This is a genomic window from Coleofasciculus sp. D1-CHI-01, from assembly GCF_040218875.1.
Taxonomy (GTDB): Bacteria; Cyanobacteriota; Cyanobacteriia; order Cyanobacteriales; family Coleofasciculaceae; genus Coleofasciculus.
In genome coordinates this window covers 1-22,849 of sequence record NZ_JAVJQP010000119.1, presented here as the reverse complement: position 1 = coordinate 22,849, position 22,849 = coordinate 1, and the positions used below count along the sequence as shown (strand labels likewise).

Below are 22,849 nucleotides of genomic sequence, written 5' to 3'. Positions count from 1 at the left end.
TTCCTACCCTCATCTCCTCTCAACGTTGAGACCAAGGAATCTCAGAGTTATCTGCTAAGAGACTCGCCACAGCCGCCGCGCCATACCGATTAAGATGACTCGGATCAGCAAAATACTGATTCTGATTTTTCCATTGCTCTCCTAAATCCACAAAAACAAACTCATTGCGAGCCGCTTTTTGCTGCATTCGCTTGCGGAATTGCCGTTCACGAGTTAAACGCACCGAATCTAAATAATCATCACTTACAGGCAAATTCACAATCACCAAAGGAATCTGCTGCTGTGCTAAAAACGCCTGAATCGAATTCAACGCCACCGCCTGCGAACCGGCAAAGCTAAAGGGTTGATAATCCGCATCATAACGCCCCGCCACACGAGGATTTTTCTGATAGTACGTTTTCGGGTCAAATTTACTATCCATCGGCAAAAAGCCATTGGCATCCATCGCGATCGCACTGTACCCTGTAGTATTACGTGCCAGTGCTAGTCGTTGCGGTTGGCTTCCGCCTAACTGAGTTAAAAGTAACCGAGTCTCTGGGGTAGAAACAGGATTACTACTGGTTTCAAAGGACACTCGGGTTAACCGCCAGCGTTCAGCCGTGTCATTAGCGGGTATAGTATTTCCCGGTTGTGTCGATTTCTCTGAGTCGGGACTCTGGGTAATGGATGCCGGAATCTCTTCACAAGTATTTGGGGTTTTGGTCGTCGATTCCGGTAGTTTGGGGCGATTCCCTGCCATTACCTGTTGGTATCCCGCCGATGTTGCCAAACTATTATAAGTTTTATCCGTTCGCCCACTATTAAACGCCCGCACGCCATCTGCCCAAATCACCAGGCGCGGGAGTTGTTCTGGCGTTAAAAGTTGCCGCAGTTGAAAATCGACCACTTGAGCCGTCGCCCCATTCACGCCAAAGTTGAAAATTTTTAACCCCCCTTTGCCGTAACGCGCCAGAACTTGTTGCAGTTGTTGGGGATCAATACCAACTAATGCCCGTGAACTGCCCACAATCAGGACATCTGGCGGACCAACGGCGGCGACGTAAGACAGATACAGCAGGAGTTGTTCTTCAAAGATGGGGTTATTAAAGCTGGCAAAGGGTAGAGGAGAGGTTTTTGTCGTCGCTTTTTGTTGGGCAACATCTAAGTTGTTCAGATATTCTGCCACCTTTTTCTGAGCAAACGCTCGTTTCGGACTATCCGGTGGCACCGATTGCATCGCTTCAATCGCTTGAATCCAGCCTAATACAACCAAATCCCAATCTTGGGGGGATTGGGCAGATTGGGCAAGATTCGCCGCCCCCATCGCTTTGTCAATCGCTTTGGTAAAGGGATCAACTTGGGGCGGACAGGATGGGGAATTTTCCACCGCTAGAATTGATTCAGCCGGGGAGTCAGCTTGAGATGGAGAATGCTGACCCTCTGCCGTATCAGGAGGTGAATTCAAGGAACAGCCAGTTACCCCCACCAATAAGGCAGCGAGGGCGGTATAGGGACGTTTGCAGTAAAAATTAGCCATAAGGCGATCGCACTCTTGATTGAAATCTTGTGCTGAGAACCACACTCAGCAGGAATTTATAGCCAGATAGTTCTATCCTTATTATGCTCAAAATCGGGATCATAATGGAGATCTCAATGTATCCACCCGTCCAGATTTTCTCCCTGTCCCCCTGCACACGGGCGGGTTTAATTCCATCTGGGTGAGGTCAGACACGATAGTCGTGAAACCCGCCCCTACACACGGGCGGGTTTAATTCCATCGGGGTGAGGTCAGAAAGGATAATCGTGAAACCCGCCCCTACACAAACTCAAAACTCCCACCCAAAGAACTACGGCAAAAATCGATCTAACGCGGTTTTCAATTGTTCAATTTCCGCCTCCATGTTACCTTCCTCCGCCGCCCGACCGATACACTCACTTAAATGCTCATCTAGAATAACTCGGGCAACTCGATTTAATGCGCCTCGCACCGCCGCAACTTGCACCAACACATCTGGACAAGGGCGGCTTTCCTGTACCATCGTCTTAATCCCTCGGATATGTCCCTCAATTCGAGAAAGCCGATTGACAATTCGCCGCAGAGACTCCTCATCGTGAACATGGGCGTGGGTTGATCCACCATGATCATGATCATGCTCACCATGGCTGGGGTGGAAGGATTGATTCAGCGAATGTTGGTCTGAGTCTGACCGAGTATAGGTTTCATTAATCAATGGCTTAGCTCCAGTTCGGGATGGGTAACGTTGATGGATTAGTTCTTCTGTTCATCCTAATCTAGAGTCGAGATGTTTGGGAGCCAGGTTTTCCAATGGAGGGGAATCGCCCATCGCTGAAACACTCTTGGCTCAAAGAACGTCCTGGATCAACCAGCCAATGTTAAGCGATTGTGACAATAATTTGGATAGATGATCATAGATACATAGAACTGAACTCAAGAATAAGGCTATGCGATTGACAACGTTGTTCCCTCGGTTACGCCAAATCAGTATTTATCTGATCGCGATCGCGACAGGTGTTCTGTTTACGGTTGGGTTTTATAATGTCTCACCCTCTCATGCTGAACCCATCTTGACAAATGAACCCGAATCCCCAATTGTTCTAGCCCAACGCCCACCCATTACAAATATCGGCGGCAGTTTTGTTACAGCGGCGGTGAATCAAGTCGGACCGGCTGTGGTACGAATTGACACGGAACGTACAGTAACACGCCGCCTCGATCCATTTTTCGATGATCCCTTCTTCCGGCGGTTTTTCGGGGAGGATGCATTTCCCCAAATGCCCCAAGAACGCCGTCTGCGGGGTCAAGGATCTGGCTTTATTATTGATCCTACTGGTGTAGTGGTTACCAATGCCCATGTGGTGGATCGGGCAGATAAGGTAACGGTGATTCTCAAAGACGGACGCCAGTTTGAAGGAAATGTCCAGGGTGTCGATGAAATCACAGATTTAGCGGTGGTCAAAATTGATGGCAACAATTTGCCAGTTGTCACATTGGGAGACTCGACTAACGTACAAGTTGGGGATTGGGCGATCGCGGTGGGTAATCCCTTGGGGTTAGATAATACTGTAACCTTAGGGATTATCAGTACCCTCCAGCGATCGAGTGCAGAAGCCGGGATTCCCGAAAAACGACTTGATTTCATTCAAACCGATGCGGCGATTAACCCCGGTAATTCGGGTGGTCCACTGTTAAACCAACAGGGACAAGTGATTGGTATCAATACCGCGATTCGTCCGGATGCGATGGGGATTGGGTTTGCCATTCCCATCAATAAAGCTAAAGAAATTACCGCCAAATTGATGCGGGGTGAAAAAGTTGTCCACCCGTTCATCGGCATTCGCATGACTACCCTAACCCCGCAACTGGCGCAAGAAAATAATCGCGATCCCAATTCCTCGTTTATGGTACCGGAAGTAAATGGGGTTTTAGTCGTGCAAGTTGTACCTGATTCTCCAGCAGCAGCAGGAGGTATGCGTCGTGGGGATGTTGTTACAGCGATTAATGGGCAATCGGTGACAAGTGCTGAACAGTTACAACGCTTAGTTGAGAATAGTGGTGTGAATCAAGTTCTCCAAGTCAAAGTGGTGCGGGGGAATCAGACGAAAACGTTATCAGTGCGGACAAGCGAAATGCGAGAAACGACTTAGTGTAGTGGGGTAGGGGTGCAGGGGAAGCAGAAATAACCCATCAGTAAACTGTGGATTGTTTACGGTTAACCAACAACTGGTGGGTTATTTTAATTCTATTTTTCTGAAAAAGCTGGCAGGAATTGAATGTTTTTGACCAGCACAAGCATTTGCTTGTTGCTAAATAACATGACCCTAATTATACATAATGCACCTATTTTTAAGGCGTTTGAGAACTCTAAAAGGGAAAGTTTTGGTTGTCATTAGCATCACCAGTGCAGTAAGTTTAGCGACCTATATGGGGATAAAACAAGCTTTTCCCTAACCTATCGCCGTGATATAAAGCTTTTGGTGGAACCGATAACAAATGAAGCGAAAACCGTTCAATTTGAGACGATTAGTTCTGCGCCTGAATCAGTTCAGTTCCTAGTCAAGACTATTTCAATGTAGACTACGCCACTTAAATTGAAGTCTTACAGTCTCCGCTCATCTTATCTCCAATTCTGGAAAAAATTCGCACTCAGTATCCCACATTCAGCTTAGAGGACTTCAAAAAAGGATTAACCATTCAATGGCTTCACCGGGAACAGCAGCAGGTATCCAGCCCAACCAAGATTATCGACGTTCGCTACTTGAGCAAAGTCTGAAGAGACTAACCATCACCCTTCTCATACTCCTTAGCTAACTTTTGTAATTTAGTTGCTCCTTCTTTGATCGTTTCAAGCATTTTTGTAAAAGACTGCTCAACTTGCTCCGTCGCTTCTTTGAACTTAGTTGCACTTTCTCGGAGATTAGGATCAGTTTCTGGGGAATGATATTTTTCTCTTAGCTTGTTGGGCAATTCTGTAATTGCTTCGTCCGTTTCAACGCCTTGCCCTTGCAAATATTCTCGGAGACTCTCCAGATGAGAACGGGCTGTTTCTAGTTCAGTGTCGTCTTCTGAGGTTGCTGCCTGAACTACATCTTGAAAACCAGTGACGACATTTTGCCATCTTTCTTGAATAGCATTGGGGTTGTCGCTAAGTTCTTGCGGAGAAATTCCTAAAAGAGAAGCAATAGGGTTAGCAGGAGTTTGAGAAAAGTCATTTACCGAAGGTGTTTGTCCTTTGGCAGCAGTAGCAAAGTTGCTAAAGGTAGAAAAGGCATTCTTCGTCTCTTGCCAGGCTCTATTTAATTCAGCTTCGATGTAAGGTTGAGCTTGTTCGGTGCTTATTTCCCAATTATTTATTGCTTGTAGTTCAACTTCTTTGCTCTCATTCCTTAAGTTGCGGATAGTAAAGTTCCCTATAGGCAGTTGCTGCTGGTTGGGAATAAGAAAGTATCTTCTACGAGTGGAGTTTGTCCACAGGGAGCAGTTTTCTGAAGTTTCTTGCTGAGATTTAAGTTTTTGCTCCCATTCTAAGAGAGCTTTTTTCCGTTGCTCTCCCCAACGATAGCCACCGAGAGTGCCATCGGTTCTAACTACGCGGTGGCAGGGAATTATTAAAGCAATAGGGTTTTTGGCACAAGCTTGAGCAACGGCACGAGTGGCAGTAGGTTTATTTAAGGCTTGAGCTATTTCTTTGTAGGTGCAGGTTCTGCCGAAAGGAATGGTTTGCAGGTGTTGCCAAACTTGCTGCTGAAAGTGGGTTCCCTGAACATCTAAAGGTAGGTTAAGTTGAGTTTGTTGATTTCTAAGGTAATTTAAGATTACTTCCAGAGATGAGACGAGTGATTCTTGATCGTGGCTTAGTTCTACTTCTGGATACTGTTGTTTGAGAGTTTCTAGTACTTCAGTTTCTGAGTTACCAAGGCTAACCGTGCAAATGCCTTGGTCTGTTTGCGCTACTAAAAAGTTACCTAAGAAGGAATTAGCGATCGCATATCTGATGTGTTTAATCTTTTTGTTTGTTGATGTTTTTTGGCTAGTCATTATAGTAATGTATAATGTATATACTGAGATGCTTTCATAAGCGGGTGAAGTCGAGTGTCAGAGCAACAAAACGTTACAGGTGGCAATCATAAACATATTAACGGTCAATTAGCTGCAAAAAGTAAGTACTTATCCTGGCTATTGCGTCATGGTGCATATGAGCAAAACTTGACTATGGACGAAGCTGGATGGGTTAAACTTAAAGAAATATTACCAATCCTTGATATTTCTCAGCCTGAGCTAGAGCAAATAGTGAATACAGATACTAAACAGAGATTTCAACTAATAAATCAAAGCATTCGTGCCTGTCAGGGGCATTCAACTAAAAATCGTGCAGTCACACCTGATGCCCTAGAAAATTCATGGTTAGAATATACTGATGATCATTCTATTTGGCATAGTACCACAGCAGGCAATATTTTCAATATTGCCTGTGAAGGGATTAAGCCGATGGCACGAACTCATGTCCACTGTGCTTCCCGTTACGATAGTTCCGTTGGCAAGCGCACTAATGCACCAATACTCCTAGAAATTTCACCAAGCAAAATTCGTGACGCAGGCCTCAAAATATTTGTTGCTCCTAATGGTGTTGTACTTACTAGATACGTCCCTCCCGAAGCAATTATCAACTTAATAGCAGTGACTAAGCGAGCAAAAAAACAAGAAGCCACCTTAAGAAAATATCTAGGTCTTTCTTTATCATAAATTAGCTAGTGATTTGGATATTCGAGATAATTGGCTTACTAAAATTGAATAAAAGATCAGTGCTAGCTATTAGTAAATTTTTCCAAGGTTGCCCAACGTTCAACATCCTCACTAGTAAATTTAGGTTCAACCACAATAAATTTACCACGACTTTCGGCAAAATAAGTTTTACCTGTTGGTTCTAAAAGGCTTCTTTTCAAAATAGCTTCAAGTATGCAGTCTCTAGAAGAACTAGATTTACCCATTTGCGAACGTAGGTTATTACGCATTTGCTCAAGTTCTTCAGGGGGATTAGGGGGATTTTCACCACTCACATAGGAGCGAGTCGATATATGGTACATATGATAAAGCCTAGTAACATAATCAAAACCAAATTCAATGGGTGTTTCAACAGAAACAAATTGATTTACCTTCGGATGATTTTCAACCCACTTTTTTACAGCTTGAAATAGGTCTACGAAAGGAACAACTAGACTGTTTGCTAAATCATTATCGAAATGACGAACTATCAATTTAGGTGTGCCTTCGGGAGGAAAAGGTGTGAAATAGAGTGTCCCTAGAGGACTATAAAGAAACCTTTTTAGCCCCATCCTATTCTTTAGGTTAATAAAATTTTGCATAATTACTACTGCATATCAATTACTACAAATTTTTCTTTAGATGCTGACCAATGTACATTGTCAGAATGATTCTGTAGTTTTTTAAAGAGTTGCTCTAGATAAGTATTTTGGCTATTTTCTAGAAGAGTACTAACAGTGTCATATGCTTCCTTAACCATTGGGTCATCTATTGCATTTGGCAATGGTATTGTGTTGGGGTCGAAATCACGGACTATCCAATCATAACCTTGCTCATAAATCTCGACAACTTCAAGATTATCGCTCAATTTTGGATGAGTATCAACGGCATTCTTCGTACCTTTGAGTAAGTCAATTGACTGCGGCATATCATCTAAGCGCTCTCTAAACCAACGTTTGAGTGTACGGTCAGCAGATCCAGGATCTGAAGGAAAGAAAAGTTGTCCTTCACCTCCACGATATCCATCAGGAGTATCAAGACTCTTATCACCTCTAAATTCATGAAGTTTCTCTCTAAAGCTATCATTTAAGTTAGAATCAAATGCATTCCAAGTTTTTGGAAATTCTTGCTTAGACAAAAGTCTTTGATATAGTCCTTGTTCCACCCATCTCTTTTCAAAGAATTCATTGGCTTCTTCTATATTTTTGTAAGCCTTCTGCATATCTAGAAATTGTTTATCTGTACGAAGCATTAGCTGCTGCATAAAACCTTCTTTTGCTTTGTCTGAAAGTTCCTTCTCAAATAGTTCTTTCAATTTATCATCAAGAGCTTTAAACTTCTCCATACTGTCTTCGAGCTGACGCAATGATTTTCTCATCTGAGCATCATACGCAATTTCAGCAATGCCATCTAACTTAGATTGGAAGAAGTCATACTTAGCAATTTCCTCAGCGTATTCGTCAGCAAACTCTGTGACATCCCTACAGTAAGGTGAACACAAATAACGACGACCGTTTTTAGTGTATTTAAGCTGATGATTACCCGGTAAATCAACAACCTGTTCTAGATCAGATAAATACTCTTCCTTGACTTTGCTTGGGGTATCCTTAATATTGTTGTTTACTGAATGTTCAGGACTTATATCTCGGTTACGTGGAGCATTCCTAGTCGTTTTTTCTACTCCCTCTTCAGCCGTCTCACCAGCAGCACCCTTACCAACCTTACCTAACAACTCATCAGCATAGCGCATTAAAGTTTCGCCAATCTCACCCAAAGCACCCAATACTGACTTAGCCGCACCACCGGCATTTCTCAACAGCTTGCCAATACCCTTAACAATATCAATAACGAAGCTGCCTAACTTCGCTAAGCCCTTAAATGCTAATCCCAGAGCCTCTCCTGTCCAATCTAGTACTTTAAGGACGACTTGCAGTACTTTCATACCACCCCTGGCAGCATTAGCTGTACCTGCAGTGAGAATAGCGAGAACGACCTCAAAGACAATTGTGCCAGCTAACCAGCCGACAGAATTCCCCATCGTTCCTTCCGCACTATCCTGCATCATGAACTCGCAAATCTTCTCAGCTAGTTGACCCCCAGCATTGGTAATTGCTGCCTCCACAGCACCCCAAACAGCACTCAACTTCTGCATTAAGCCCTCGAAAGTTAAACCTTCGCCACCGCTAAATTCTTCCTGGAGAGCAGGCATGAATCCTTCTGTTACTTGACCCACAGGTGGTTGCAGTTCACCGCTCATCGCTTGCAAGCTTTGACCGATTTCTGCTTTATTCACACCTGGTTCTGCTGCACCTTCTTCCGTAGCAGCAGCATTAGCTGTAGGAGCAGCGGGTTCCTCGCTAAAAGCTTGGTTGGCTGTGTCGTTCAACCAGGTCATTAGGTTGCTCAAACCGTTAATGAGTTGGTAAGCTAGCACAAAAGGATCAGTTAAACCTTCCCACAGACCTCTAAGGAAACCTTTAACAAATCCCCACATAAACGCAGGACTACCGCCGCTAATAATTTTGGCTAACTTATTGGTGACAGCAACTTTAACGCTGTCATCTTGATTCCGCACTCCCTGCAAGAAGCCAAGTACACCAGCCTTAATCATTGGCCAGAGTAGTCCAAACATGGGTAAGTCTGGGAGTACTTCTAGGAAGCCAATAACGGCATCAAGGAGCAAGTTAATGATAGGTGCTTTATAACAATCCGGTAGTAAGCGCCAAGCTGTGCCAGCTAAAATAACCGGAATCATACTGGGGTTAACTAATGCCAGCCCCAGAGAAGTCAATACACCGATATAAGGTTCAATCTTAGCCTTAACTTTTCCGGCAAAAGCAACTACTGACTCAGACACAGTTTGAAAGGTTGTCTGAGCAAAAGTTACTAGCTGTTGTACTCCATCTGATATTGTCTGTACAAAACCCTGGGCTAAACTCAGTAAAGGTACTCCTGTGACTGAACCCAGCAGAGAAAGCAAACCCTCACCAATTTGCACTACTTGCTCAACAAAGCTACTTACTGCACCTTGGAAAGCTTGAGAGAAGCCTTGGATACCACTTAATAAACCTGGCAGGATGGTATTTCCCATCTCCTCGTGAGCTGTTTTGACAATATCTGGATTATCTTTATTCGCCCATAACCATTGCACTGATTCCACTAACTGCGGGACAAACTTAACTACAGCTACAGTTAAGCCCACTGGGGAGAAGGCTAACATCACTGTGAGGACGTTTGTGATCGGTTCAATAACTGGACCAAAGGTTTCCTTAATTGTTGACCAAATTGAGGAAGCTTTTTCCTTGAGCCAAGATAAAATACCACCTTCCCCATCTCCCCCAATACCTAGCTGTTCTAAAACCCAGTTCCAAGCCTTACCGAGAAAATCACGAATCGGTGCGCCCCAGTTCCAAATAGTTGTGGCAAATTCAGTCACAGCATTGAATACGCCACCTGCTACACCCATCAAAGCATCAAAAGCTGGGGCAATTAATAGGTCACTAACTTGCTGGAAAACACTACTAACCAGAGAAAAGGCTTCTTGTAATGCTTGAATAACCGGGTTATCTGCTAAGCCTTCGGCAAACTCACGCACAGAGTTTAATTTGTCGGCAAAGGCTTGACAAGATGCTTCATCACCACTGAGTACACCTTGGATATTGGTAAAAATCCCCTCTAAACCGCCTTGAAACTGACCAATAGCTGTAGCAATATCCACATTGCCCATAACTCCTTGTAGCCAGGATTCAATTCCGCCCTCTAATTTTTCTTGGAGAATACCTTCGGGTCCATTGCGGATTAATTCTGCTAGTTGCGGTGAAAACCTAGCCACAATATCAGCAAAGGCTTCTTCCCCTACTTCAGCAACATCTTCAACCCTATCTCCTACCCACTCGGCACCAGAACTAACAGTGTCACTCACAGCCTCGCCAACACTGCTAACAGCATTACCAATATCGGATAAACCAAAGGCTTGAATATTTTCCTCGCCAGAGGGAGTAGATGAAATAGTTTGCCTCTGTATTTGCTCTTCTTTTTCGCACTTGCTACATTTAGCCTGGATAGTCGGTTCATTGTCTAATGAAGCAGCAAGGGGATCTGAGTTTTCTACGAACTGGATAACTTCTTGTTCATTTCTATCAGTAGTAGCTTCTTTTTGAAGCTTGTCATCTTTTGCCTTTGAGCTAAGATCCAGCTTTGTCTGAACCATTCGCCACAGAAATAATGAGTTGCCGAATCCCAACACTCCATGAGGTTGGGTATCCTGCAACTCCTGCTCAGATTGAGATCCTTGCTCTTGCTCGGATGGGACTGGTTTGCTTTGAAGGTGTGACCCATTTTGCTGCACTACATGAGTCAATTCATGCGCCAACAACTCTTGCCCATCCCGACTTCCTGGATTATATTCTCCCTGTTTAAAAAAGATATCTGGTCCCGTCGTAAATGCCCGCGAATGTAAAGAGCTATTAAGTTGATTAGCATTCCCATCAGTATGCACCCTCACGCCACTAAAATCAGCCCCAAACGCCTGCTCCATTGGCTCCCTAACGTCCTCCGAAAGCCCCCATCCGCCACCTTGGGCTTGCTGAATACTTTGCTCGACAGAAGCGTCAACCGTACCTCCTCCAACACCACCATCACGCATCACTGTTGGCTCAACGACAGGCTCTACCTTTCCTTGTACAGGTTGCTGGGACGTGGGAGAATTAATCTGTTCGACGACTTTTGCCGCTACTGTGTCGGCTTCCTGTTCGTACTTATCTCCTGGCTGCCCGACTGTTAACTTTCTCTGGAGTGGAGTCAGGGGGTGTGGCATCAGGGTGGGCATTTTCTGTCCGACGACATCAGCAACTGAAATCCCTGATTCGGACTTAGGCTGCACCGTTGGCGTTTCTGTCTCCTTATCACCCTTGGCTTCCAGACTTCGCATCACATTCGCGGCGAGTCTATCCGCCAAGTCTCTGGAATACTCTCCTATTTCCGGCGACTGAGACGATTTCTTATTTGGCTTGGGTTGAATCTAAAAATGCCCTAATTTAGACGGACTCTTACTTTTTTTCTGTGCCGTCCTTGGAGTCCAGGAGGAATTTTTCTTTTGTAGTGGTTTATACATGATGCCGCCTCAGTTGCCTGGTGATTTGCTTTCTTTGAGCCTGTTGCCTCAAGAATTCTGGGTGATTCTCCCATAAGCCAACGCCTGCCTACTCCTGGGAAACACCTGTAAGCCAAGTGACCCAAGACGTCTTGAGACGTGGTGAAATTATAAACTGTTTTTTCCCAACTTCATTCAAACTACAATATGCCTTAACATAGAAACCATCAAACTCTTGCTAGAAACCAGTAGACATCTATTTTTTCTCCTGTGCTTCAGGAGAATATTGACATACTTAGAGCTAGTGATCGCGCTAAAGTTTTAGACGCTATTGAGATACACCTGAGTCTGAACCCTGAAAGAGCCGGATTTGACCCAGCTAAAATGGTGCAATAAAAAATTAGCGTAAAACCTTGTCAGGTAAAGATTGTAGCATTTTTCTAAAATCACAATTAAGGTGGGTCACGCCACGACGAGATCGGCGATCGCATTCAGTCGCTCTAGCGCGATCGCCGCTTGTGGAGAGTTGCTGGGTTTGGCGATCACCGATACGTAGGGTGCGTCGCGACGCACCCTACAACTTAGAACTCTATCCTCCCAAAACCAGACTTCAGCAACGCTTTCCCTGGTAATAGTACCCGCCCTCATCAAATTGAGTTTCATGTTGAATATACCAGTCTTCTAATACTTCCAAGGCTGGGAAATTGTATAAGACGTTTTTACGAACATCATAGGGTTGATAAGCACCTGTAGTAGAAACCCAATGATACCAAGTGTGATCGGGCAGCATTCCTAAATAAAGATCTTCGAGATTTTCCACTGGCAGCATTAGTGACTGGCGATAGTAGCGTAGGTTAGGCTCCATCTCCTCAAGAGCCTTTGTCGCTATACTTTCAAGCTCTTGACGACTCCTGGAAGTAAGTCTGCCTTCTACATCAAACTGCCAATGTTGAGAAAAGTCATCTAAGTTTTCACCTAACCATTCAAAAAGTAATGACATCGATTGGTCTGCCACCTGTCTTGAAGCATCAGATAAACAGCGAATAACTGCCGCGCGTGCCTCCTTAAGACCGAATAAAGCAAGACTTGTCACTATATCACACCTAACTGCGTCAGAGGGATGGTGCAAGCCTTTAAGTAGCGGTGGTAATGACTCTGGACGGGGAATTCTGCCGAGCCAGCGACAAGCAGTTGCCTCGGGTTGATCCTTTTGGGAAACAAGACTTATAAGTCTATCATAAGCCGCTTCGCTGTTGTAAACTGCCCTCAAACCTAGGGCAGTTAAAGAGAGTATTCCGTCGGATTTTTTCTCCAACTCTTCAGCAACAGGCAGTCCCTGTTCCGGTATCAATGTCACTAAAGAAGCCAAAATATAGGCGAGATTAGATTCCTCGTCATCCCCTTGGAGATAGGAGAGGATGGTAGGCATAATATCTTCGGAGCGCTGACGAATCAAAGCATCAACTAATACCAGCATGGGAATTTCTGGAGACTCCTGCTGTCGTTGGCGTAGAACTTCTTCTTGCAAAGCTGACACTGTTTCTGAGCTGGGTGTGAGCCAACTGAGGTTTAAGCGTCCTAGAGTTGCACACCAACTACCTCTATGGCGAGCAGCACCCAACAGTGCAGTTACAGCAACAGGCCAACGAGACCGAGCCAAGATTAATCCAGCCATCATGGCATGATTAACTGTCGCTCCAGTAGGGTCAAGGGGGGTTAGAATTAGCCGTTGCAGTTCCTCCATGACGCCTGATATGGCGTGGATTTGATTTTCCACCGCGATAAAATTTCGCACTTCACTCAGTGCCTCTTCGCTACTTGATAAAGCAGCCGGGTTGCTGATGTTAGCGAAGCAGGTAGCCGCCTGGAATAGCAGGTCTGCGATCATCTCCATAGTTTATTTCTATCGGCTATTTTTACACGATAGCTGAAACAATATAAGGTGTCCCTGGTGGATGATTGGGGAGATATGGGGATATGCCATAAGCTGCCAGATGAGGTTGATTATTTAATGCGTTATGCCCAGCAATATGATAGGAAATCCAGACTGCTGCTAAGTTCCCCAATGCATCTGGTCCACCTAGGAAAAGAGGTGTTACATGGTGTACCGCTTGTCCTGTTTGTACTGTATTAGTAGCTTTAAACAGGTCGATTAAAGCCCGGTTACGGGGTGGGGGTGTAGTTCTCACCAACCTTCTACCAATAGAAATGCTGTTCGCTAGGTTTGGTGCTACTAATGGCAGACCTCGCCCACCCAAATAAGGCCAATTGATTGGGTATGGACCTCTTCGCCTCCGTCGAGTCCGTGTTCTAGGTACCGCCCGAGGTTTGGTGCGAGTGCGAGACATCTCATGAGCAATGATACCCCCTACGATCAAGGTACCAACGGCTAGAGCCGCGTAGGCAGCCCAACCCGGTGGACCAGCTGCTAAAAGAGGTGCGCCTAAGGCTAACGTTGCTGCCCGTTGGACATTTGGAGTTAAACCTTCACTTGACTCCTGTGGACTGGGTTCCCCAATAGAAGGGGGGCTGGCTCCTGCGGAATCTCCCTTAGACGCAGCTAAAATCGGCCGTGTAGCGCTGATTATATCATCCACTTTGTCTGAACCTTTTAAAGCAAGAAGATGATTCAGCGCTGTCCGAAGACCCTGTTCTTGCTGTTTGACTTGAGGAGTAGCTGTCATGTCTGCGTTGCCTTCGCCTGAAGTCTGGGCAGCAAAGGCATTCAGAGCATGTTGCACAATATTAATCGCCTCATCGAGCATTTTCTCATGATTGCTCGGAGCGGATTCGCGCTGGATGTGTGAGATTCCGTTCTGCTGCACCACATGAGTCAACTCATGCGCCGTCAACTCATTATTCCCCGGCGACTTCCCTTCCCCAAAGAAAATATCCCGCTCATGAGTAAATGCCTGAGCGCCCAGCTCCCGATTCATCTGCACTGCTTCACCACCAGTATGCACCCGCACTCCACTAAAATCAGCACCAAAGCGCGGTTCCATAAACGCTCTCACTTCCGGCGCTAAAGTATGACCCCCACCTTTAGACCCATTCAAACGACTTTCTAAATCCCCTGACGCTTGATTCCCACCTGATTGAAACGCCCGTTGCACCAACGCTTGCATTTGCACCTGCTCATCTACTCGTCTCTGCACCACAGGCGTAATCGACTGCGCCAATGACCACCTCTGAATCGGATTGTCCTCTTCCCCAAAGCGCTGCACTTGCGGTGAATGGTCAGGAGCGAGTGACATCGACATTACCTGCGCCGCCACCCTATCCGCTTCCTGCTCATAGACATCTCCCGGTGCTCCTACTGTTAATTTTGTCTGAATCCCACTCGCCGCCACAGACATCTCCTCAACATCTTTCCTCTCTTCCCCTGACTGCTCCTGCTGTTCAGAGGCACAATCCGCACATTGCCTTTGAATCGGCTTTTCTGACACGACTTCAGAAGTTATTCTTACTTGTGGAGTCAGGGTGCGTGGCGTCGCGGTAGGGATTGTCGAACCCACGACATCAGCAACTGAAATCCTTGATTCGGACTGAGGCTGCACCGTTGGCGTTTCTGTCTCCTGGGAATCCTTAGCTTCTAGACTTCGCATCACATTCGCCGCTAGTCTATCCGCCGAGTCTCTGGAATACTCCCCTATTTCCTGGGGCTGAGACGATTTCTTATTTGGCTTGGGTTGAATCGAAAAATGTCCTAATTTAGACGGACTCTTACTTTTTTTCTGTGCCGTTGTTGGAGTCCAGGAGGAATTTTTCTTTTGTAGGGGTTTATACATGATGCTGCCTCAGTTGCCTGATGATTTGTCACTTCCGAGCCTGTTGCCTCAAGAATTCTGGGTGATTCTCCCATAAGCGAGCGCCTGCCTACTTCGGCGAAACACCTGTAACAAGACATCTTGAGATGTGGATAAATTATAAACGGTTTTTCCCGAATTTAACTCACACTGCAATAGGGTTTAACATAGAAGCCATTAAACCCTATAACCCTTCAGCCTTAGAGACGCTCTGCACTATCTTTAAGCTTTCTTCCTTTGAGCAATATATCCTCTTATTGTGCGTCGGGATTGAATTAGACAGAAAATTTAAAGTCTTGTGTGCCAAATTTCATGGTCATCCCGACCAAAATTATTCGACTCTGAATTTAGCGTTGGCTACGTTTAGCGAGGCTAATTTTCGTGTTTTCTCTTCCGCATCTCCCTTGGAATCCTGGGGACTGATTGAAAGTAGTGATGGTCAAACCCTTGGCTCTCCCGTACTTAGAGTGATAATAAAGTCTTATAAATTAAGCTAAAGTCCCATGATGTAATGCTTGTAGGTTGGGAAAACGCAAGGAAACCCAACTAATCCAGCTTAAAAGCTAGGTTTTCCTCCAATCAAGCTCATCGCTACACATATAAGTGAAATTTATCACACCATGTACGGGAGAGCCAATTGATTCAATCCACTAGATCAATGAAATCAATTGTTAGCATACATGGCGCTACAATGCTTGCAGCAGGCTGAGGAGATTTAGGACATTCTGGAACAATTTTACCGACCACAGCAACTCCTCGATTGTTATATCGTGTAATTTCATTAGTCGATCTTATGGCTTCAGAATGCCAGGGAGGATAAAGAAAGACCTCAGTGCCATCTTCCAACACCACAGCTACATGACCTTTATATCTCGGTGGTGGTTTGGGCCATCTTCTCACATCTACTTGAATGTATTGTCCAATTAGACGCACTTGTTTACCTTTATCTCTTGCTTGTAGTCTCTCATCCATTTCATCATCATCTATGGCATCGAAGGGGTCGGGAAAATGTTCCTCAATGTCAGTACGATTTAAAATAGTTGGCAATTCCGTCATATTACTTGCTGCTGTGGTTAAAGTTAAAACACCTGTTTGATTTGGCTGGCAACCTCCTAATGCTACACTTCCTATGAATAAAACTACAGTCTCTGCTAGTAAAACAGAAGTTAGAACTTGCACTCGCATCTCATCTTCTTTCATCTGCTATTAGACTCTACTACTAAAGTTGTGGGAGTTTCACCGTGCTGACCCATATCTCGGTGTTCTTCGTGAAATGTTTGACCTTGCTTGCTGGAATCTTCTGCCGCAGACTGAGCTAAACCGTACATTTGGAATATCCAGTTAGTATTTGCTTCGTCATAGTCGCTTACAGAATAATTTTCAAGCGTTACGTTGTCTCTGCCGTTATCACTCTTCATTACAACACCTGCCCAATGGAAATTCCAAGTTCTTATTGGGTTACCATTGATATCTCTCATAGGAGAACCACCACTAGAGATAGTGTAAGCTTGCCCAACTACAGGATTAGCCCAACGATTAATTCCTGTACGCCGATCTAAATTTTCCCTTGTTCTCGGTGATAGTTGATTGTAAATTCTCAATAAATAATTAGCGAGTGCGGATATATATCCTCTACTTTTCATTCGACTAATCCTTCTCTCGTCAAGCAACTTCTGTCCTAATTGTTGCTCGTAAACTCTAAGAATATTTTCCAAAACCTTCCACTTTATTACTTCAGGATCAAAAGTTTCAACAGTTCTTTTGTGTTGTCCGGTTCGACTAGCTGGATCTCTGTAGACACCTCTAGTTCCATTTTCTTCTCCAATAACATCCCTTGCCGATCTACCGCAATCAGCCCAGATTATCATTCCATTTCCTTGGGTACCGTTACTTATATTTCGTGGTATGACCCTGACGAGATTTTTACGATTATTGTTTAGATCATGGACTCTTATGACATCAGTTTTATTTTCTACCAATTCGATCACTGAATTAACTGCTCTGAGTTGATTTGAAGAATGTTGAGCCTTGCCTGGTGCAGCCCATAACTTATGACTGCCATAGCCTTCTTGTTTAACAGCTACAGATCTGTCGTCCGATACACGGGTTATATCGGAAGGATCATTAGGATTTTGAGCCAAAAAGTAACGCTGAACTTGCAATTCTCCAGTAGATATCCTCTCAATTGGCTGCCAAGAGAGCGGCACAGTCATACCTTTACTTTGCTCTTCCATCTGGTCTGCCCCTACCTCATGTCTTTCCCCTGATTCACTGATTGTACGTTTGGGCTGAACTCCACCCGTCTGCTGTACTACATGAGTCATTTCATGTGCCAACAAAAGCTTCCCATCGGTTGAACCGGGATTGTACTTTCCTTGGTTAAAGAAAATATCCTGCCCGTGAGTAAACGCCTGAGCGCCCAACTCCTGATTCATCTGCACCGCTTCACTGCCTGTATGCACTCGCACACCACTAAAGTCAGAGCCAAAGCGCGGCTCCATAAAGGCTCTCACTTCCTCCGATAAAGGAGAACCCCCACCCTTAGACGTATTCAAACGGCTCTCTAAATCTTCAGACGCTTCCGTTCCACCTGCTTGAAATGCCCGTTGCACTAACCCTTGTGTTTGCACCTGCTCAGATAGTCGCCTCTGTACGACAGGCGTAATCGACTGTGCCAACGACCATTTCTGAATTGGGTTATTCTCTTGTGCTAAACGCTGAACTGGAGCTGAATTGTCAGGAGGTGCTGACATAGAAACCACTTGAGCCGCCACTCGGTCAGCTTCTTGCTCGTAGGGATCTCCTGGCGCTCCGACAGTCAGTTTCGTTTGGATTGCTCCTGCCTCTGACGATATCTGCTCAATGTCTTTCCCGGCTGCGGCTGATTGCTCTAGTCTATCCGCCGAGTATCGGGAATACTCCCCTATTTCCGGCGGCTGAGACGATTTCTTATTGGGCTTGGGTTGAATCGAAAAATGCCCTAATTTAGACGGACTCTTGCTCTTTTTCTGTGCCGTTGTTGGAGTCCAGGAGGAATTTTTCTTTTGTAGGGGTTTATACATGATGCCGCCTCAGTTGCCTGATGATTTGCTGCTTGGGAGCTTGTTGCCTCAAGAATTCTGGGTGATTCTCCTACCCAACAATTTCTGCCCATGCCCATTTCCCGGAAATACCTGCACAGCAATTGACCCAAGACTTCTTGTAGACGTAGCTGAATTATATACTTTTTTTTGCCCCTTAATTCAAGGATTGGCGCGTTAAGGCAGTAAGGCATCCGACAATATCTGCGATCGCACTCGGAAGAATCAGAATATCTTATTTAGATACAGGATAGTAAATAGATATTTTGACGTTCCTCTGTGTCTTCGATTAGCAAAACTCTTAGAGGAAATATCTTTTATTTTGACTTAACATAATCATCAACAGCAAGAGAGAAACAACTAGCTACGTTCTCTCTATGAACATCTTTTTCAAAAAGTAAGTATTCACCATCCAAGTCTTCGTGTAAATAGATGCAATAAAATAGACCACGATGGTTGAAAAACAAATAATAAGTCTCAATTTTTTGGGCTTCTTCTGATTTAAATTATTCCCTGATAGTCCAAGTGCGAATATCTTGACATACGGTGTTTAGACAACTTTTAAGCTCTTCTGAGGCAAGTTTTTCTTCTGAAAGCTGATAACATTTTGCGAAACCATCACTAGATAATCTTTCTGGTAAAGCAACTCCAAAAAGTCGTGCGGGGGAACCAGACGAAAACGTTATCAGTACGCACCAGCGAAATGCGAGAAACGACTTAGTGCATCAATCTTGCCGTAACGCACCGTCGTCCAGTTGGATGGGTGCGTTACTTCGTTAGTGCAGCCGACAAGATCCAGGATCGCGCTAAGCCTTGTCAACTTTTGGCTGTTGCAGTAATAAATCGATGTCTCCAAACATCCCTGTTATGTAGGACTCAAGGACTTCTCTACCTTCAGCTTTTGGACAAATTTTGATGGCTTCTAGGGCTTGTTCTCTTTCTTTTAAAGCAGCCCAAATAAGGAATCTTTTGGTGTCTATATGGTCTAGTATTTCTTTAATTCTGTCTGCATTGGTGGCAATTTCCTGAGCTTCTACCCATGATAATAGTTGCTGGCATTCCGGGTGTTCCAACTCTAAGCCATACACCAAAGGAAGTGTAACTTTTCCCTGTTCTAAATCTGTAATGCCATCAGGATACCAAATCGATTGCATATCGTTAAAGATTTGGATGGCTATTCCGAGATGATACCCAAAAACACCGCAGGCTTGGATGAGTTCATTATTTTCTGTTCCTACCATAGCACCAGTGGTGCAAGCAGTAGCATAGAAAGCAGTAGTTTTTCTTTCTATAGTTAACCAATAATCTTCAACTGTCTTGGTGAGTCCGGCTAAATCCCTATCCTGACCTGCAGCTATGGTAAAAAAGGTATCAATATAAGCTTGATTGATGCTCTTAAATACCTGAGAAGGAAAGGGCGCTTTGTTCAAGACTTCACAAGCAATATTATGTACTGCACAAGCATAATTCCAGGCTCTTGCTGTTCCTATTTCTTCCCACAGTTGTCCTGGTCTATCTTGATCTTCTAATTCATCAAGAATGCGCCAAGATGCGGTAAAAATTACCAGTGCCGCCGCCACAGGAATGGCATCAATGGGATTTCCTTTCACAGCTTGACAGGATGCTAACGGTAGGATGGCTTCAGCTATCATGGGGTCAGTAAATTTTTTTAGCTGAACTTCTAATTGAGGTAATTCATCCGGAACTGAGTTATGAATAAGTTGTCTTACTTCTGGATATAGAGCTTGGATATCATTCATTTTCTGTGAATCTAAATCGGCTGTTTCAAAAGCCCAATAGAGAGAATATTCATTCGTCAATTTCTAGTCGGGATCAATGTAGACAAACTCTCCCGTCTTATTGATATAACCACACTTATGAATATCGGTACAGGCACGAGCTAATCCTCCTATAAAAGGATTCCCATAGTCAAATTTCGGAGGAATAACCATCTTTCCCTTCTTATCAACGTAGCCCCAACTGTCTCCGTCTTTGCTTACTGCTGCTAGTCCTTCGGAGAAAGGTTGTGTATCTTCAAACTCAGCTTCTATTACTATTCGTCCAGTTTTATCAATGTAGCCCCACTTTCCTTTTATATCAGCATTGCGCTCAGCTATTGTTGCTGGAACAAATCCCGTTTCTACTTGAGCTAATCCTTCGGAAAAATTTAACGCATTGTAAAACTGTCCTTCAATAGCTATTTGACCTTTCCTATCCATATAGCCCCTTCCACGCTCTGTAGAAATGGGTACTAAGCCTTCCGAAAATGGTCTTCTGGTGATTGACAATATCTCCCTTGAGCGGCGGAAAGCTGGTTTTCCTTGCTTATTAATAAAGCCATGCTGTCCCCAAAAACCGTCTACTCCGTTTACAAGAGCTAATCCTTCCTTAAAGTCGTGAGCAATAGGGATTGTCGCTGGAATTACCATTTGACCAGCTTTATTGATATAGCCCATACCCGACTCTAGTTGTACAACAGCTAAACCCTCGGAAAAACTACGAGAATAAATCGGCTCGAACTGAGGAGGAATCACTAGATCACCAGTCTTGTTAATGTAGCCTACCTTCTTATCAATAACTACTTTAGCCATCCCTTCTGAGAAATAAAAGGCATCGTCAAACTGAGGAGGAATGACGATGTTACCTGTTGTATCGATGTAACCCCATTTACCTTCAAGTTTTAGGGAGATAAGTGCTAGTCCTTCAGAAAAATCTAAAGCCTGGTGAAACTGGGGAGGAATAACCATCTCACCTGTTGCATTGATATAGCCCCACTTGCCATCTACTTCAACCGGGTACAATGTCAAATCAGGCTCTAGCATTGTGCTGGGTGTAGACTCAGTTGTTTGTTGCTTTTCTGGTGTACTATTAGATAGTGAGGTTGCCTGCGGTGAACTACAGGCACTCAGAGTTAAAGCACTCAGGCAGCATGAGATAATAACCTTTTTGAAATACTTTAACTGAGTTATGTATTTAGGTATTTCATCTTTCAAGGATCTACTCCCACAAAAATTATACAGTTATCTTGGATTATTATTGGTCTCTATTCGACGATTTGCGTCGTGTAACCGTTCCTACATATTTTTCACCGAGGCGTTTGGTAACTATGTGCTTAAAGACATCAGGCCAATTTTGTTGAACACTTATACATCCGGCTGAGTAGTCACCACGGTGTATGTATTCACCCTCATCTCCGCTGTCTTGTGGTGCACCTTCAATTCTAAACCAGACATCACTGTAGAGTCCATACGTAGAGGCATCACTATGAGGATAGTCTGGTATCTTTACGGGATATGTTGTGTCATAATCAATCATATCTACTCCATCCGGAACCTGTATCACTGCCCGTACTTCACCAGCACCATATTGTAAAACGCCTTCACCCCTACGTGTACCCTCTTGATTAGTAACACTGTCTTCCCAAAAAACCATATTGGCTGAGTCACCCCATGTCATCTCCTTAACAATGCCTAGTTGTAGACGGACTATTTTATTTCTCTCGTCTCCTTCTGCCACTACTACGTAGTCACGATTGTACTGTTTTTTAAAATAATTAACCTTCTGGCTATGGAATAAAGATATATGGTTGTCATTGCTATCTAGTCCTTGTATAAACCCTTGAGTAGTAGTATTACCTATAACGTCAACCCCTAGTGTCGTACCTGCTGGAAAAGTAGATCTTTCTAGTCTTGGACTAGCTTGCCTCCTCAAAGTTTTTGAATAATCTTTATGCTGAACATCTACAGAATTCGCTAACTCTAATACTTGCCGCTGAGATGCAGGAATTTTCTCAGTCGAATTTAACTTCTGAAACTTTTCAATCTCATTCAGGTACACCGAGGGATACTGATTAGTCTTTCCTTTCAAAGATTGCAGGTGAGTTAATACTTCACTCTTTCGTCTTATCTTATTTAAATTTGGTATTTCTTTTAAACTGACGTTTGAGTCCTGTGGTTGCTTGTTTTTCTGCTGTACTACACCACCATTTTGTTGCACCACATGGGTCAACTCATGGGCCAACAACTCTTGCCCACCTCTACTCGCCGGACTATATTCCCCCTGCTTAAAAAAGATATCCTGCCCTGTTGTAAACGCCTGGGCATTTAAGGAGCGATTAAGCTGATCAGCATTGCTATTGTTATGCACCCTCACCCCACTAAAATCAGCCCCAAACGCCTGCTCCATCGGCTCCTTAATGTCTTCCGATAGTCCTTGCCCGCTTCCTCTGGCACTCTGAATACTTTGCTCAACGGAATCGTCAACCGCACCTCCACCAACTCCACCATCACGCATCACTGTCGGCTGAGCTACTGGTTCTACTTTTCCTTGTACAGGTTGCTGGGACGTGGGAGAATTAATCTGTTCGACGACTTTGGCAGCTACTGTGTCGGCTTCCTGTTCGTATTTATCTCCTGGTTGCCCGACTGTTAACTTTCTCTGGAGTGGAGTCAGGGGGTGTGCCATTACGGAGGGCATTCTCTGTCCGACGACATCAGCAACTGAAATCCTTGATTCTGACTGAGGCTGTACCGTTGGCGTTTCTGTCTCCTGGGAATCCTTGGCTTCTAGACTTCGCATCACATTCGCGGCTAGTCTATCCGCCGAGTCTCTG

The 22,849-nt window shown here is 44.5% G+C and carries 15 protein-coding genes; 3 read left to right on the top strand and 12 right to left on the bottom strand.

Annotated elements, in window-relative coordinates; genetic code table 11:
* Positions 1-19 precede the first annotated feature (19 nt).
* Positions 20-1,516, bottom strand: a complete 1,497-nt coding sequence (locus RIB93_RS21460; RefSeq protein ID WP_446375423.1) for a hypothetical protein — start codon at positions 1,514-1,516, stop codon at positions 20-22.
* 310 nt (positions 1,517-1,826) lie between these two features.
* Positions 1,827-2,165: a metal-sensing transcriptional repressor gene (locus RIB93_RS21455; RefSeq protein ID WP_446375439.1), complete on the bottom strand. Its 339-nt coding sequence runs from the start codon at positions 2,163-2,165 to the stop codon at positions 1,827-1,829.
* Positions 2,166-2,442: 277 nt separating this feature from the next.
* Between RIB93_RS21455 and RIB93_RS21450 the strand changes: the two genes are divergently transcribed.
* Complete coding sequence (locus RIB93_RS21450; protein ID WP_446375421.1) at positions 2,443-3,645, top strand: HhoA/HhoB/HtrA family serine endopeptidase; 1,203 nt, start codon at positions 2,443-2,445, stop codon at positions 3,643-3,645.
* Positions 3,646-4,276: 631 nt separating this feature from the next.
* Here the strand turns inward: RIB93_RS21450 and RIB93_RS21445 are convergent.
* Positions 4,277-5,536: a methylated-DNA--[protein]-cysteine S-methyltransferase gene (locus RIB93_RS21445; RefSeq protein ID WP_446375419.1), complete on the bottom strand. Its 1,260-nt coding sequence runs from the start codon at positions 5,534-5,536 to the stop codon at positions 4,277-4,279.
* 54 nt (positions 5,537-5,590) lie between these two features.
* On the opposite strand from RIB93_RS21445, the gene RIB93_RS21440 reads away from it, so the two are divergent.
* The gene (locus RIB93_RS21440; protein ID WP_446375417.1) at positions 5,591-6,241 is read left to right on the top strand and encodes an RNA 2'-phosphotransferase; all 651 of its coding nucleotides are present in this window, start codon (positions 5,591-5,593) and stop codon (positions 6,239-6,241) included.
* Between the two features lie 62 nt (positions 6,242-6,303).
* Here the strand turns inward: RIB93_RS21440 and RIB93_RS21435 are convergent, their stop codons facing one another.
* From RIB93_RS21435 to RIB93_RS21420, 4 genes are all read right to left on the bottom strand, one after another.
* The gene (locus RIB93_RS21435) at positions 6,304-6,861 is read right to left on the bottom strand and encodes a hypothetical protein (protein ID WP_446375415.1); all 558 of its coding nucleotides are present in this window, start codon (positions 6,859-6,861) and stop codon (positions 6,304-6,306) included.
* Positions 6,862-6,866: 5 nt separating this feature from the next.
* Complete coding sequence (locus tag RIB93_RS21430; RefSeq protein WP_446375413.1) at positions 6,867-11,216, bottom strand: eCIS core domain-containing protein; 4,350 nt, start codon at positions 11,214-11,216, stop codon at positions 6,867-6,869.
* Between the two features lie 745 nt (positions 11,217-11,961).
* Positions 11,962-13,245: a HEAT repeat domain-containing protein gene (locus RIB93_RS21425; RefSeq protein WP_446375411.1), complete on the bottom strand. Its 1,284-nt coding sequence runs from the start codon at positions 13,243-13,245 to the stop codon at positions 11,962-11,964.
* Positions 13,246-13,267: 22 nt separating this feature from the next.
* On the bottom strand, positions 13,268-15,139 hold the full coding sequence (locus RIB93_RS21420; protein WP_446375409.1) for an eCIS core domain-containing protein: 1,872 nt from the start codon (positions 15,137-15,139) through the stop codon (positions 13,268-13,270).
* A gap of 125 nt (positions 15,140-15,264) precedes the next feature.
* Here RIB93_RS21420 and RIB93_RS21415 point away from each other — a divergent pair, with 125 nt between their 5' ends.
* Complete coding sequence (locus tag RIB93_RS21415) at positions 15,265-15,654, top strand: hypothetical protein (RefSeq protein WP_044205170.1); 390 nt, start codon at positions 15,265-15,267, stop codon at positions 15,652-15,654.
* A 145-nt stretch (positions 15,655-15,799) separates the two neighbouring features.
* On the opposite strand, the gene RIB93_RS21410 is transcribed toward RIB93_RS21415, so the two are convergent.
* From RIB93_RS21410 to RIB93_RS21390, 5 genes are all read right to left on the bottom strand, one after another.
* Positions 15,800-16,357, bottom strand: coding sequence for a histidine kinase (locus RIB93_RS21410; RefSeq protein ID WP_232231644.1), 558 nt, complete (start codon positions 16,355-16,357; stop codon positions 15,800-15,802).
* Positions 16,354-18,219: an eCIS core domain-containing protein gene (locus RIB93_RS21405; RefSeq protein ID WP_446375406.1), complete on the bottom strand. Its 1,866-nt coding sequence runs from the start codon at positions 18,217-18,219 to the stop codon at positions 16,354-16,356. Before RIB93_RS21405 ends, RIB93_RS21410 begins: the two co-directional genes overlap by 4 nt.
* An 824-nt stretch (positions 18,220-19,043) precedes the next feature.
* Complete coding sequence (locus RIB93_RS21400) at positions 19,044-20,057, bottom strand: polyprenyl synthetase family protein (protein WP_446375404.1); 1,014 nt, start codon at positions 20,055-20,057, stop codon at positions 19,044-19,046.
* A gap of 3 nt (positions 20,058-20,060) precedes the next feature.
* Entirely contained in the window at positions 20,061-21,230 is a 1,170-nt protein-coding gene (locus RIB93_RS21395; protein ID WP_446375402.1) for a WG repeat-containing protein, read from the bottom strand.
* Between the two features lie 40 nt (positions 21,231-21,270).
* The coding region (locus RIB93_RS21390) for an eCIS core domain-containing protein (protein WP_446375400.1) at positions 21,271-22,849 on the bottom strand (1,579 nt) is incomplete at its 5' end.